Raw genomic sequence first — 13,258 nt, 5'->3', positions numbered from 1 at the left:
CACGGGCTTTTTTCAATGGCTTGGCGTAACGATCGGTCGGCTCCGCCCGATCAGCCTTCTTCGGGCCGCCCCTTGAAGCCTTGGGCCACGACATACCATTCGACGCTGCCCTTGCGGCTGGCGGGTGGCTTGGCGTGCTTGATCGTGGTGAAATGCCTCTTGAGGATGGCCAGCAGGTCGGCGTCGGTGCCGCCCGCAAACACCTTGGCCACGAAAGTGCCGCCCTTGCGCAGGTTTTCGACGGCGAACATCGCCGCCGCCTCGACCAGGCCCATGGTGCGCAGATGGTCGGTCGCCGCATGGCCGACGGTGTTGGCCGCCATGTCGGAAATGACGAGATCGGGCGCGTCGCCCAGCGCCTCGGCCAGCAAGGCGGGCGCCTTGTCGTCCATGAAGTCCATCTGGAACAGGGTGACGCCCGGAATGGGATCGGTCGGCAGCAGGTCGATGCCCACCACCTTCGCCTTGGGGCAGAGTTTCCGCACCACCTGCGCCCAGCCGCCCGGCGCCACGCCCAGGTCGACCACGGCGCGGGAACCCTTCAGGAAATGGAACTTCTCGTCCAGCTCGATCAGCTTGAAGGCGGCGCGGCTGCGCCACCCTTCCGCCTTGGCGCGGCGGACATAGGGGTCGTTCAACTGTCGTTCGAGCCAGCGGGTGGACTGCGCCGTCCGCCCCTTCGCCGTCTTGACCCGCACCTTGCCGGCACCGGTACCTCTCACAGGGGGCCTCTCACATCTTCACTCCGTCGCGGTCCATCAGGCCGCGCAATATGCCCTCGCGAATGCCGCGATCAGCCACGCCCAGGCGCTGGGCGGGCCAGATGTCGAGGATGGATTCCAATATGGCGCAGCCCGCCACGACCAGGTCGGCCCGCTCCGTCCCGATGCAGGGCAGCTTCTGCCGCTCCGCCAGGGGCATGGAGGACAGCCGCGCCGAAATCGCCCGCATCGACGTCGACGGCACGATCAGCCCGTCGATCGCCTGCCGGTCGTAGCGCGGCAGGTCGAGATGCAGGCTGGCGAGCGTCGTCACCGTGCCCGACGTGCCGAGCAGGCGGATATCGGCCTGCGGGGACGGCAGGCGGCGGGCCAGCGGCGCGAAGGCATCCGCCACGCGGGCGCGCATCCGGGCATAGGCCGCCAGCCGGTCCAGGGGGTCGGCATGGTCGAAGGGTTCGCTTTCCGTCAGGGAGACCACGCCCCAGGGCGCGCTCACCCAATCGACGATGTGCGGCGCGCCGGCGCTGTTGGCGTTCACCAGCACCAGTTCGGTCGATCCGCCGCCAATGTCGAAGATGAGCGCGGGGCCGTCGCCCGGCTCCAGCAGCGCGTGGCAGCCCAGCACCGCCAGCCGCGCCTCCTCCTGCGCGCTGATGATGTCGAGGGCGATGCCGGTTTCCCGATAGACGCGCTGGATGAATTCGGCCCCGTTGGAGGCGCGGCGGCACGCCTCCGTCGCGACCGAGCGGGCCAGGGTGACGTGCCGGCGGCGCAGCTTGTCGGCGCAGACGGACAGGGCGGAAATCGCCCTTTCTATGGCGGCGTCGCTGATCCGGCCGGAGGCGGCAAGCCCCTCCCCCAATCGCACGATTCGCGAAAAGGCGTCGATGACGACGAAGCCGTCCGCCGAGGGCTTGGCGATCAGCAGGCGGCAATTGTTGGTGCCAAGGTCGATGGCCGCGTAGGAGCGGCGCCCGCGTAGCGGATGAGGCAGGGTGAGGGCCGCAGCCTTGCTCCCATTGCCCTGACCGGAACGGACCCCCTTGCCCGAAATTCCGCCGGCTGGGCCGGAACTCTGCGGCGATGGGCGGCTGTGCTGCACCATGGCCGTATCTCTTTTCTTCTTCGCCAGCGCCGAAAAGCGCCGGAACTTGGCGACAAGAGTAGGCAAAGGAAGAGGAAAGCGCAAGGCGGGGCGGACGCCCCTTCAGACAAGCGGCATGAGGGCCGCGACGATCCACCGATCCTCGGCGCGCAGCACGCCCCAGGCGCGGGCGGCGGCGCGGCTGTCCATCGCCTCCACGCCGATGCCGCGTCCTTCCAGTTCGCGCACGAAGGCGCGGGGCGGCTGTCGCAGGCCCGCGCCGGTGCCGACCAGCAGGAATTCGGGCTGGATTTCAAGGTCGAACAGGTCGCCCAGATGCGCCACCGTCAGCGCGTCGACGGCCGGCGCGTCCCGCCAGGCGAGCGCCCGCACCGGCGAGAGCAGCAGGCCATCGGGAAAGACATCGTCCCTGACCCGGAAGCCGCGCCCCGAAAAGCCGGTGACGATCGGCCCCTGCCCCGCGTCATCGCGGCGCAGTTCGATGCCGGAGCGGTTGCCGTTCAGGGCCGCGCCCCGTCGTCGCGCGGGCCCATCCGCTCGGCCTGGGCGGCGATATTGGCCTTGCTCGCCTTCTTCTCCGCCGTGGCGGGGGACAGGCCCAGGCTGATCAGCAGCGAGGAGGAGACATAGACCGACGAATAGGTGCCGACGATGATGCCCAGCATCATGGCGGCCGTGAAGCCGCGCAGCACATGGCCGCCCAGCAGCAGCAGCGCGCCCAGCGCCAGCAGCACGGTGACGGAGGTCATGACCGTGCGCGGCAGCGTTTCGTTGACCGACAGGTCGATCAGCGACTTCATGTCCATCTTGCGATATTTGCGCATATTTTCGCGGATGCGGTCGTCGATCACCATCTTGTCGTTGATCGAATAGCCCACGATGGTCAGCACGGCGGCGACGATGTTGAGGTCGAATTCCAGCTGGGTGACGGCGAAGAAGCCCAGCGTCATCAGCACGTCGTGCATGATCGCGACGAAGGTCGAGACGCCGAACTGCCATTCGTAGCGGAACCAGGAGAAGATCGCGATGCCGATCACCGCCAGCATCACCGCCAGCACGCCGTTCTGGATCAGTTCGCCCGACACCTTGCCCGACACCGTGTCGTAGCGGGAAAAGGTGACGCCGGGGAATTCGGCCGTCATCGCCTTGCGCGCCTTTTCGACGATGGCGTTGGCCGCGCCCGCGCCGCCCTGTTCCGGCAGAGGCAGGCGGATCTGCACCGTTTTCGGATCGCCGAACTGCTGGAGCGAGCCGTCGCCCACGCCCAGCCGGTCGATCACGCTGCGCACCCTGTCGGTCTGCGGCGGCGTTTCGAACTTCGCCTCTATCATCAGGCCGCCGACGAAGTCGACGCCCAGGTTCAACCCCTTGTAAAAGGTCGCGCCGACCGCCAGCACCGTCAGCAGCGCCGTCAGGGCAAAGGCCCAGTGGCGCAGCTTGACGAAGCCGATATTGGTGTTGTCCGGGACGAGCTTAAGCAGTTTCATGTTTCTCTCCGCCCGTCAGATGTGGATTTCGGTCGGGCGCTTGGCGCGGACCCAACGCGACACCAGCAGGCGCGTGAAGGTGACGGCGGTGAACACGCTGGTCGCGATGCCGATGAGCAGCACGATCGCGAAGCCCTTGACCGGACCCGACCCCAGAGCGAGCATGATGCCGCCGGCGATGGCGTGGGTCACATTTGCCTCGAAGATGGTGCGGCTGGCTTCCTTATAGCCATGTTCGATCGCCTGCACGACCCCGCGGCCGCGCCGCCGCTCCTCGCGGATGCGTTCGTAGATCAGCACGTTGGCGTCGACCGCCGTGCCGATGGTCAGCACGAAGCCGGCAATGCCCGGCAGCGTCAGCGTCGCGCCCAATATGCCCATCACGCCCAGGATCACCAGCACGTTGATGGCGACGGCGAGGTTGGCGTACATGCCGAAGCGGCCGTAGCTGACGAACATGAAGGCGGCGACGGCGGCGACGGCGATGACCGAGGCCATCAGGCCGGCGCGGATCGAATCGGCGCCAAGCTGCGGCCCGACCGTGCGTTCCTCCACCACGGTCAGCGCGACGGGCAGCTTGCCGGAGCGCAGCGCGATGGCGAGCTGGTTGGCGCTTTCCACCGTGAAGCTGCCGCTGATCTGCGCGCTGCCGCCCAGGATCGGTTCGTTGATGTTGGGGGCGGACAGCACCTGGCCGTCCAGGATGATGGCGAAGGGGCGGTTGACGTTCTGCGACGTCACCTGGCCGAATTTGCGCCCGCCCGCACCGTTGAAGCGGATGTTGACGATCGGCTGGTTGCCGGTCTGGTCATAGCCCTGCTGCGCGTCGGTCAGGTCTTCGCCCGACACCATGACCTGCCGGTAGACGGCGATCACCGGCGGTCCGGCGGGGTTGGTCGGGTAGGGCAGAACTTCGCTGCCGACCGGCGCGCGGCCCTGCGCGACTTCCGCCGGGTTGGCGTTGACGTCGACCAGCTTGAATTCCAGCTTGGCGGTCTGGCCGAGCAGGTCCTTGAGCGCCTTGGGGTCCTGAAGGCCCGGCACCTGCACGACGATGCGGTTGTCGCCCTGCTGCTGGATGGTCGGTTCGCGCGTGCCCATTTCGTCGATGCGCTTGCGGATCACCTCCGTCGCGACTTCCATCGCGCCCTTCACCGCATTGTCGATGCCCGCCTTGGTCGGGGTGATGACGATGGTGGAGCTGTTCACCACCTCCACATTGAAATCGCGCTGGCCGGTGAGGCCCGCACCCTGGGTCAGCGGCCGGATGCGCTCCACGGCGGCGTCGACCTGCGACGGGTTGCGCACCATGAAGCTCAATTTCCCGTCGCGGCTGGAAATGTCGCCGATCGCGATCTTGGTGTCGCCCCGGCGCAGTTCCGTGCGGACCTGCTCCTCCATATTGGCGATGCGCTGCTTCGCCACGTCCTGGGTCGAGGCTTCGAGCAGCAGGTGGCTGCCGCCCGACAGGTCGAGGCCCAGGTTCACGCGGGTCTGCATGAATTTGGGCAATTGCCCGACCACCGAATCCGGCAGGAAGCTCGGCACGGCGCAGGCTATGCCGATCAGCAGCGGCAGCAGGATCGCGACGACAGCCCAGCGAGGGAAGTTCAGCATGCGTGCGGCTCAGTCGTTCGCGGGCTTGGCGGTGGCGGGGTCGATCACGTCGGTCAGGGTGGACTTCACCGCCTTCACCTTCATGCCCGGCGCCAGTTCGACATCGGCGTAGAATTCATCGACGCGGACCACCTTGCCGACCAGACCGCCGCCGGTCACGACCTGGTCGCCCTTCTTCACGGCGTCGATCTTGGCCTTGTGTTCCTTCATCTTCTTCTGCTGCGGACGGATCAGCAGGAAATAGAAGACGACGAAGATGAGGACCAGCGGGGCCATCTGAACCAGCATGGAGGCGCCGGAGGATTCCCCGCCCGCGGTCTGGGCAAAGGCTGGAGATATGAACATGGTTGGGACTTTCGCCTTATTGTCTTGTCCAGTCGCGGGCGTCGGATAAACGCCCACCGATCAAAGGCGCGCGGCTAACACAGATCGCACGGCGGAGGCAACATGATTAGGCTTTGGGACGAATGCGCAAAAAGCCTGCATCGAATGGCTTGCATATTCCCCAAACTGCTTCTAATTGCGCCGCTCCGGTCGGGACGTAGCGCAGCCTGGTAGCGCATCACACTGGGGGTGTGGGGGTCGGAGGTTCGAATCCTCTCGTCCCGACCAAATTTCCGGCAGGGCCTTTTCCGGCCTGCCAGCCTTTTCCCATTTTCTTCATTTCGCCTGCGTCGCCGCTTTTCGGCTGTCCTACAGATAACCAAATGGGATAAATGATCCGCCTTTCCGCAACAGGAGGGCGTTTCATGGATATTGCGGCTCTGATCGACGAGGTCATCGCGCGGGAGGGTGGTTACAGCAACCATCCGGCGGATCGCGGCGGACCCACTCATTTCGGCATCACCCAGGCCGTGGCGCGGGCGAACGGCTATGGCGGCGACATGCGGGCGATGCCCCGGACGGTTGCCGAGGCGATCTATCGCAGGCTCTATTGGGAAAGGCCGGGCTTCGCCTTCGTCGCCGAACTGGCGCCGGCCGTGGCGGAGGAGCTGTTCGACACGGCGGTGAACATGGGGCCGGGCACCGCCGGCGGCTTCCTGCAACGGGCGTTGAACGCGCTCAACCGCAACGGGCGGGACTATCCCGACCTGAAGGTGGACCAGGCCGTGGGCGCGAAGACGATCGCCGCGCTGGGCGCCTTTCTGGCCGTTCGCGGGCGGGCGGGCGAGAAGGTGCTGCTCAAGGCGCTCGAAGCGCTCCAAGGCGAGCGCTATCTGGCGCTGGCCGAGAGCAGGCCCGCCAACGAGGCCTTTCTTTACGGCTGGCTCGCCAACCGCATTGGTTAGGAGAGGGAGCATGACCTCTTCACGCAGGCGAATCGCGGGGGATCGGTGGACGCTGCGGGCGCGGCCGGCCTTTCTCTATGTCATGTACGGGTTGCTGCTGTGGTCGGTGCCGCTGGGGCTGATCGGCGGGGTGCGGCCCGACGTGGCGGCGGAGATCATTCGGGCGATGCGGGCCTATTTCAACGCCCTGCCGGAGCCGCTCTATGCCCTCTTCGGGACGGGCTATCTGGGCTATACGGCGGCGCGGGCCTGGGGGAAGGCCAAGGGGGTGGAGCGGTAAGGGCTTCGGCCTTTTACCGTTTTCCGTGTTCCTGCGCAGGAGCACGCTACATTTGGGGCGGGTACGAAATCGGTTCGCCCGGAAACTTGGCTTTCAGAAAATCCAGCACCACCCGCGCCTTGGGGGCCAGGCTTTTGTGGGAGGGGTGGACGGCCGCTATGTCGAGCGGGGCGATATGGCTGTCGGGGAGGACCGGCGCCAATCGCCCCGCCGCTATATCGTCCCGCACCCGCACGGCGGGGAGCAGGGCGATGCCGAGGCCGCTGAGCGCGGCGCGGTGGACCGCTTCGCTGCTGTCGCTGCGGAAGGCGCCGACCGCCACCCTTTCCCGCCCGTCGATCGTCCAGCGCGCGGGCACGTCGCCATAGGCATAGGCGATGCATTGATGGGCGGAGAGGTCTTCGGCGGAGGCTGGCATGCCGCGCGCGGCGAGATAGGCGGGCTGCGCCACCAGCAGGCGGGGCAGCCTGCCCAGCGGGTGGACCACCAGCCTGTCGTCGCCGACCGGGCCGACGCGCAGGGCGAGGTCCAGCCGGTCCTCCACCATGTCGCGTTGCCAGTCGGTCATGGCGCAATCGAACTGGAGCGCGGGATAGCGGGCGGTCAGTTCGCCCAGACGCTCCACATAATGGAGGCCGAGCGCGGTGGTGAAGCCGATGCGGACCAGCCCGCCCGGTTCGCCCCGCACGGGGCCGAAATCCCGTTCCGCCCCCTCCAGCGCGTCCAGCATGGCGCGGGCGTGGACCAGCAGGCGGTCGGCTTCAGGCGTGGCGATCAGCCTGCGGGTGGTGCGGTGGAAGAGGACCGCGCCGAAATGCGCCTCCACCTGGTCGAGGCGGCGGGCGATGGTGGTGTGGCTGGCGTGCAATTCCCTGGCCACGCGGGAGAAATTGGGCTTTTCGCAGAGGCGGACGAATGTCCGCAGGGCGATCAACAGGTCCGACATTTGAACGGGACTCGCACGGATATTGTGCGGCTTATCCTTATTGTCTCCAGCCCGGAAAAGCCAGATGCCCTCCGGCAGCAATCGGAGAAGGATGCCCCATGTCGAACCGCATCGCCCATGCCGGGCTGGCCGCCAAGCGCCGCACCGCGCAGGAGGCCGCCGCGCTGATCCAGGACGGCATGGCCGTGGGGATGAGCGGCTTTACCGGGTCGGGCTATCCCAAGGCGGTGCCGCTGGCGCTGGCGGAGCGGATGACCGCCGCCCATGCGGCGGGCGAGTCCTTCCGGGTCAAGGTGTGGACCGGCGCGTCGACCGGGCCGGAACTGGACGGCGCGCTGGCGCAGGCCGACGGCGTGGAATTCCGCCTGCCCTACAACAGCGACCCCATCGCCCGCGAGCGGATCAACGGCGGGCATATGCAATATTTCGACATGCATCTGAGCCAGGTCGCGCCGATGGCGTGGCAGGGTTTTCTGGGCGATCTGGACATCGCCGTGATCGAGGTGACGGGGATCGCCGCCGACGGCGAACTGATCCCGTCCGCCTCGGTCGGCAACAACAAGACGTGGATCGACCGGGCGAAGGGCGTGATCCTGGAGGTCAATCGCTGGCAGAACCCGGCGCTGGAGGGGATGCACGATATTTATTACGGCACGGCGCTGCCGCCGCATCGCGTGCCCATTCCGCTGGTGCGCGCCGACCAGCGCATCGGCCAGCCGACCTTCCGCTGCGATCCCGGCAAGGTGATCGCGGTGGTGGAGACCGACGCGCCGGACCGCAACGCCCCCTTCAAGGCGCCGGACGGCAAGGCGCGGGCGATTGCCGGGCATCTGCTGGAATTTCTGGGCCATGAGGTGAGGAAGGGGCGGTTGCCCGCCTCGCTGCTGCCGCTGCAATCGGGGGTGGGGAATATCGCCAATGCGGTGCTGACCGGCCTGATCGACGCGCCGTTCGGGGACATGGTCGCCTTTACCGAGGTGATCCAGGACGGGATGCTGGACCTGCTCGACGCGGGCAAGCTGCGCATGGCGAGCGCCACGTCCCTGTCGCTCAGCCCGGAGGCGGCGGCGCGGCTGAACGCCGACATGGGGCGGTACCGGGACCGCATCATCCTGCGGCCGCAGGAGATCAGCAACCATCCCGAACTGGTGCGGCGGCTGGGCTGCATCGCGATGAACGGGCTGATCGAGGCGGACATCTACGGCAACGTCAATTCGACGCATCTGATGGGGTCGCGCATCCAGAACGGCATCGGCGGGTCGGGCGATTTTGCGCGCAACGCCTTCCTGTCGATCTTCATGACGCCCTCGACGGCCAAGGGCGGGGCGATTTCCGCCATCGTGCCGCATTGCAGCCATGTCGACCATATCGACCAGGACGTGCAGGTGATCGTGACCGAGCAGGGTCTGGCCGACCTGCGCGGGCTGGCGCCCCGGCAGCGGGCGGAGCTCATCATGGAGAAGTGCGCGCATCCGGACTTCCGGCCGATGCTGAAGGACTATTTCCGGCGGGCGATGGCGGGGTCGTACGGGTTGCAGTCGCCGATGCTGCCGGGGGAGGCGCTGGCCTGGCACCAGCGGTTCATCGATACGGGGACGATGCGGGGGTAGGCATGGGGGACGCTCTTCTCCCCTCCCGCAGGCGGGAGGGGCCGGGGGTGGGCCGCCGCGCCAGCGGCGTTCTTCCCTAGCCGAGAAGGCGGAAGCTCGCTTCGCTCGCGCCCACCCCTAACCCCTCCCGCCTGCGGGAGGGGGAATGACGGCCAAAACCGCCGCGCAAATGAGAGGGGCCGCTGGAGTAAAGCCTCCAGCGGCCCATCATTGACATGGTCAGCGGCCGGAAGTGCCGCCCATGGGAAACGTTGATCGCGCTATTTTCCGGATGCGGCGCTCCGCCCGCGGAACCGCGGCCTGCAGTCGCCCCTATGCTGGAAAACCGACGCTATGGCGTCGCTCAGCGGCGCGTTCCCCGAATGGACTTGACCGACCCCATTGCTGAACCATGAGACATCGGATCACCTCCTTTCGCTAGTTGAAGCCCCTATAGCCGTTCCCGGATACTGGTCCTTCGCCGTCTATGAAATGATATGTGAATCAGACGAGCCGCCACTTCAAGGCTTGTAAAATTCTTTTTTCGAATCATACTTTTGCGTCCGCCTTTCGCGGGCGATTTGCGGCGGAATTCGTCCGAATTGCCTGAAATCAACGGCTTAGCCGCGGCAGTCCTCGACGACGCGGCCGACCTCCGCCCAGCTTGGCAGCACCAGCATCTCCAACCCCTGCACCTCGACCGCGAAACGGCCCCGGCTGTAGGCGATCTGGTCCAGCGTCGCGTCGCTGGCGGCGCGGGTCGCCTCTGTCGCCGCGATGGTTCCGGGGGCGGCGCCGGCGGGCCAGTTGACCGCGCCATAGCTGGTCCGCACCGTCATGGCCGCCTGCACCGCGCCGGGCCGCAAAAGGGTGATGCGGCGCGTCGGCCGGTCGCAGCGGATGATGAGCAGGCTGCTTTGCCCATCCGCGCCGAACAGGGCGGCCGATCCGGCGCCGTCGACCTGATAGCGCCAGTCGCCCGCGGTCGTCGCCCGGTCCTGCCAGTCGGCCGGCGGGGGCGGAGGCGGAGCAGGCCGGGCCGCCGGGGTCGGCCTGGGCGCGGGCGCGGGCGCAGGCGCGCGCTGCTGGGGCGCGCCGACGCAGGAGGCCAGCAGGACGAAGGCGGCCGTCGGCATGGCGGAGGGCAGAGTGAAGCGCATCCCGCCTCCATGCCTCAGGCGACGGGATCGCATCAACCCGAAAAGGGCGGAGCGACGCGTCGGGCGGGCCGAAATAAACGGCTGCGGAAGCGCGGGATTTCGCCGCTTTCGTTCCCTTCCGTCATTGACAGCCAAGGGCCGAATCGCTAAGGGCACCCCTTCCCGACACGCTGACGAGCGGCAGTGCAGTGGCACTGGCCGTCTTTTTTGCGTCTTGGGGGTCTATCGAATCGGTTGTCGTCCGCATAAGGACGTCAGCCCGGACGCTTTGAGATGGGGCGGCGCCAACCGCCCCGTGGAGCAGGAGTACAGATTACCATGGCACGTATTGCGGGTGTCAACATCCCGACCAACAAGCGCGTGATCATCGCGCTCACCTACATCCACGGCATCGGCCGCAAGACCGCCGTCGACATCGCCGACAAGCTGGGCATCGACCACAGCCGCCGCGTCCAGGACCTGTCCGACGCCGAAGTGCTGCAGATCCGCGAGACAATCGACGCCGACCTGACGGTCGAGGGCGACCTGCGCCGCGAGACCGCGATGAACATCAAGCGGCTGATGGACCTGGCCTGCTATCGCGGCCTGCGCCATCGCAAGGGCCTGCCGGTCCGCGGCCAGCGCACGCACACCAATGCGCGCACCCGCAAGGGCAAGGCGAAGCCGATCGCCGGCAAGAAGAAGTAAGAAATTAGTCCGGGGGACTAATTTTACTTTTTCTCCGCCGGAGGCAGCTCTCCTTGGGCACAGCCTCCCGGAACACAAGATTTCAGTAGGATAGAGCAAAAATGGCACGCGAACCCCAGCGCATCAAGCGCCGCGAACGCAAGAACATCTCGGCCGGCGTCGCGCACGTCAACGCCAGCTTCAACAACACCATGGTGACCATCACCGACGCCCAGGGCAACGCGATCTCCTGGTCCTCGGCGGGCATGATGGGCTTCAAAGGCAGCCGCAAGTCGACCCCCTATGCCGCGCAGGTCTGCGCCGAGGACGCCGGTCGCAAGGCCGCCGAACATGGCGTGCGCACGCTGGAAGTCGAAGTGAAGGGTCCGGGTTCGGGCCGCGAATCGGCCCTGCGCGCCTTGCAGGCCGTCGGCTTCCACATCACCTCCATCCGCGACGTGACGCCGATCCCGCACAATGGCGTGCGTCCTTCCAAGCGCCGCCGCGTCTAATAAAGACGCGCGGCTTGTCGGCGGGCGGCGGACGCGTCGCCCGCTCACCCATCTGCATCGGTCGGAACGTCCTGTCGGGTCAGGATTTTGAACGTTTCGGCCTCATCCCCAGGGGAAATACATGACTGTCAACATGAAGAACTGGCAGGAATTGAAGAAGCCCAACAGCCTTGAAATCAAGGTCGCGGGCGACGGCAGGCGCAAGGCGACCTTCGTCGCCGAACCTCTGGAGCGCGGCTTCGGCCTGACGCTCGGCAATGCGCTGCGCCGGGTTCTTCTGTCCTCGCTCCAGGGCGCGGCGGTCACCTCGATCAAGATCGAGAACGTCCTGCACGAATTCTCCTCGCTCGCAGGCGTGCGCGAAGATGTGACGGACATCGTCCTCAACATCAAGCAGGTCGCGCTCAGGATGGAAGGCGACGGTCCGCGCCGTCTCCAGCTTTCCGCCACCGGCCCCGCAGAGGTGCGCGCGGGCGACATCACCACCGTGGGCGACATCGAAGTGATGAACCCCGACCTGGTGATCTGCCACCTGGACCAGGGCGCGACGCTGAACATGGAACTGACCGCCGACGTCGGCAAGGGCTATGTCCCCGCCGTCGCCAACCGTCCGGCCGACGCCCCGATCGGCCTGATCCCGATCGACGCGCTCTATTCGCCGGTGCGGCAGGTCGCCTACAAGGTCGACAATACCCGCGTCGGCCAGGAACTGGACTATGACAAGCTGTCGCTGACCGTCGAGACCGACGGCACCGTCACGCCGGAAGACGCGGTGGCCTATGCCGCCCGCATCCTGCAGGACCAGCTTCAGTTGTTCGTCCACTTCGAGGACGCGCTGCCCGCCGCCGCTCCGGCTGCCGGCGCCGCCGCCGGCGGTTCGGCCAGCGAGGGCGAGAGCGACGCGAACCAGATCAACCGCTACCTGCTCAAGAAGGTGGACGAACTGGAACTGTCGGTCCGCAGCGCCAACTGCCTCAAGAACGACAACATCATCTATATCGGCGACCTGGTCCAGAAGACCGAGGCCGAGATGCTGCGCACCCCCAATTTCGGCCGCAAGTCGCTGAACGAAATCAAGGAAGTGCTGTCGTCCATGGGGCTGCGCCTGGGCATGGACATCCCCGGCTGGCCGCCGGAGAATATCGAGGAAATGGCCAAGAAGCTCGAACAGGAGCTGCTGGGTTAAATCCGACCCGTCACCCCAGCGCAGGCTGGGGTCTCAGGCCGCTACGGGCGACCTTGGGGCACGAGATCCCAGCCTGCGCTGGGATGACGAAAGATGGGTTGTTGGGCGGCGGCCCTGAAACGCCGCCTGGTCTGGGGTACCTCGCACGGCCCCTTAACGAACGGAAGGAAGAACATCATGCGTCACAAGGTTGGTCATCGCAAGCTGCAGCGCAGCGCCGGGCATCGCAACTCGCTGCTCCGCAACCTCGCGGCTTCGCTCATCAAGCATGAGCAGATCCTGACGACCACGCCCAAGGCGAAGGAACTGCGTCCCTATGTCGAGAAGCTGATCACCCTCGCCAAGAAGGGTGGCCTGTCGAACCGTCGCCTGGCCCATGCGCGCCTGCAGGACGACGCGCAGCTCACCAAGCTGTTCGACGTTCTGGCCGAGCGCTACAAGGATCGCAACGGCGGCTATACCCGCGTGATCAAGGCCGGCATCCGCGCTTCGGACGCGGCGCCGATCGCGATCATCGAACTGGTCGACCGCGACGTCGATGCCAAGGGTCAGGATTCCGGTCCGGTCCAGAACGCCGACGCCGACGAACTGGAAGCGGCATGATCCGCTGACGGCTCGCGCAAGCGGGCAGATGAAGAGGGCCGCGGCTTCCGGAAGGGGGCGCGGCCCTTTTTCTTTTTGGGGCGTGTGATGCTCCGG

Annotated in this window: 15 protein-coding genes and 1 tRNA gene; 8 read left to right on the top strand and 8 right to left on the bottom strand. The window is 66.7% G+C overall.

The genetic code is table 11. The features are described from left to right. Window positions 1-50: 50 nt before the first annotated feature. The 6 genes from Sj15T_RS16260 to yajC all read right to left on the bottom strand — a co-directional run bounded on the left by Sj15T_RS16260 (window position 51) and on the right by yajC (window position 5,276). Window positions 51-722, bottom strand: a complete 672-nt coding sequence (locus Sj15T_RS16260) for an RlmE family RNA methyltransferase (protein ID WP_041385667.1) — start codon at window positions 720-722, stop codon at window positions 51-53. A 10-nt stretch (window positions 723-732) separates the two neighbouring features. After that, window positions 733-1,827 carry a Ppx/GppA phosphatase family protein gene (locus Sj15T_RS16255; RefSeq protein WP_013039144.1) on the bottom strand — a complete coding sequence of 365 codons (1,095 nt, stop codon included), beginning with the start codon at window positions 1,825-1,827 and terminating at the stop codon, window positions 733-735. A 102-nt stretch (window positions 1,828-1,929) separates the two neighbouring features. Further along, the gene (locus Sj15T_RS16250; RefSeq protein WP_081440686.1) at window positions 1,930-2,274 is read right to left on the bottom strand and encodes an MTH938/NDUFAF3 family protein; all 345 of its coding nucleotides are present in this window, start codon (window positions 2,272-2,274) and stop codon (window positions 1,930-1,932) included. 53 nt (window positions 2,275-2,327) lie between these two features. After that, window positions 2,328-3,314, bottom strand: coding sequence for a protein translocase subunit SecF (gene secF, locus Sj15T_RS16245; protein ID WP_013039142.1), 987 nt, complete (start codon window positions 3,312-3,314; stop codon window positions 2,328-2,330). 15 nt (window positions 3,315-3,329) lie between these two features. Then, on the bottom strand, window positions 3,330-4,931 hold the full coding sequence (secD, locus tag Sj15T_RS16240) for a protein translocase subunit SecD (protein ID WP_013039141.1): 1,602 nt from the start codon (window positions 4,929-4,931) through the stop codon (window positions 3,330-3,332). A gap of 9 nt (window positions 4,932-4,940) precedes the next feature. Then, the gene (gene yajC / locus Sj15T_RS16235) at window positions 4,941-5,276 is read right to left on the bottom strand and encodes a preprotein translocase subunit YajC (protein WP_007681879.1); all 336 of its coding nucleotides are present in this window, start codon (window positions 5,274-5,276) and stop codon (window positions 4,941-4,943) included. 190 nt (window positions 5,277-5,466) lie between these two features. On the opposite strand from yajC, the gene Sj15T_RS16230 reads away from it, so the two are divergent. The 3 genes from Sj15T_RS16230 (at window position 5,467) to Sj15T_RS16220 (ending at window position 6,500) form a co-directional block, all read left to right on the top strand. Further along, window positions 5,467-5,543 (top strand) — tRNA-Pro (locus Sj15T_RS16230). A gap of 137 nt (window positions 5,544-5,680) precedes the next feature. Next, the gene (locus tag Sj15T_RS16225; protein WP_007681880.1) at window positions 5,681-6,220 is read left to right on the top strand and encodes a glycosyl hydrolase 108 family protein; all 540 of its coding nucleotides are present in this window, start codon (window positions 5,681-5,683) and stop codon (window positions 6,218-6,220) included. Window positions 6,221-6,230: 10 nt separating this feature from the next. Beyond that, window positions 6,231-6,500 (top strand): 3TM-type holin, encoded by a 270-nt coding sequence (locus Sj15T_RS16220; RefSeq protein ID WP_013039139.1) that lies wholly within the window; start codon window positions 6,231-6,233, stop codon window positions 6,498-6,500. Window positions 6,501-6,546: 46 nt separating this feature from the next. Here Sj15T_RS16220 and Sj15T_RS16215 read toward each other — a convergent pair whose 3' ends face one another. Continuing rightward, window positions 6,547-7,446 carry a LysR family transcriptional regulator gene (locus Sj15T_RS16215; RefSeq protein WP_013039138.1) on the bottom strand — a complete coding sequence of 300 codons (900 nt, stop codon included), beginning with the start codon at window positions 7,444-7,446 and terminating at the stop codon, window positions 6,547-6,549. 98 nt (window positions 7,447-7,544) lie between these two features. On the opposite strand from Sj15T_RS16215, the gene Sj15T_RS16210 reads away from it, so the two are divergent. Next, window positions 7,545-9,056: an acetyl-CoA hydrolase/transferase family protein gene (locus Sj15T_RS16210; protein ID WP_013039137.1), complete on the top strand. Its 1,512-nt coding sequence runs from the start codon at window positions 7,545-7,547 to the stop codon at window positions 9,054-9,056. A 599-nt stretch (window positions 9,057-9,655) separates the two neighbouring features. Here the strand turns inward: Sj15T_RS16210 and Sj15T_RS16205 are convergent. After that, a complete protein-coding gene (locus Sj15T_RS16205) occupies window positions 9,656-10,195 on the bottom strand; it encodes a hypothetical protein (RefSeq protein ID WP_013039136.1) in 540 nt (179 codons plus the stop codon). Between the two features lie 318 nt (window positions 10,196-10,513). On the opposite strand from Sj15T_RS16205, the gene rpsM reads away from it, so the two are divergent. From rpsM to rplQ, 4 genes are all read left to right on the top strand, one after another. After that, window positions 10,514-10,882, top strand: a complete 369-nt coding sequence (gene rpsM / locus Sj15T_RS16200) for a 30S ribosomal protein S13 (protein WP_007686665.1) — start codon at window positions 10,514-10,516, stop codon at window positions 10,880-10,882. 101 nt (window positions 10,883-10,983) lie between these two features. Then, on the top strand, window positions 10,984-11,373 hold the full coding sequence (gene rpsK, locus Sj15T_RS16195; protein WP_004208752.1) for a 30S ribosomal protein S11: 390 nt from the start codon (window positions 10,984-10,986) through the stop codon (window positions 11,371-11,373). Between the two features lie 121 nt (window positions 11,374-11,494). Then, entirely contained in the window at window positions 11,495-12,559 is a 1,065-nt protein-coding gene (locus Sj15T_RS16190) for a DNA-directed RNA polymerase subunit alpha (RefSeq protein ID WP_013039135.1), read from the top strand. Window positions 12,560-12,736: 177 nt separating this feature from the next. After that, window positions 12,737-13,162 carry a 50S ribosomal protein L17 gene (gene rplQ / locus Sj15T_RS16185; RefSeq protein WP_007686677.1) on the top strand — a complete coding sequence of 142 codons (426 nt, stop codon included), beginning with the start codon at window positions 12,737-12,739 and terminating at the stop codon, window positions 13,160-13,162. The last annotated feature ends 96 nt before the right edge of the window (window positions 13,163-13,258 follow it).

It is taken from the genome of Sphingobium sp. TA15 (assembly GCF_037101235.1).
Classification (GTDB): Bacteria; Pseudomonadota; Alphaproteobacteria; order Sphingomonadales; family Sphingomonadaceae; genus Sphingobium; species Sphingobium indicum.
Note: the sequence above shows the minus strand (reverse complement) of the source record. Positions and strands in the feature narration are given on the sequence as shown.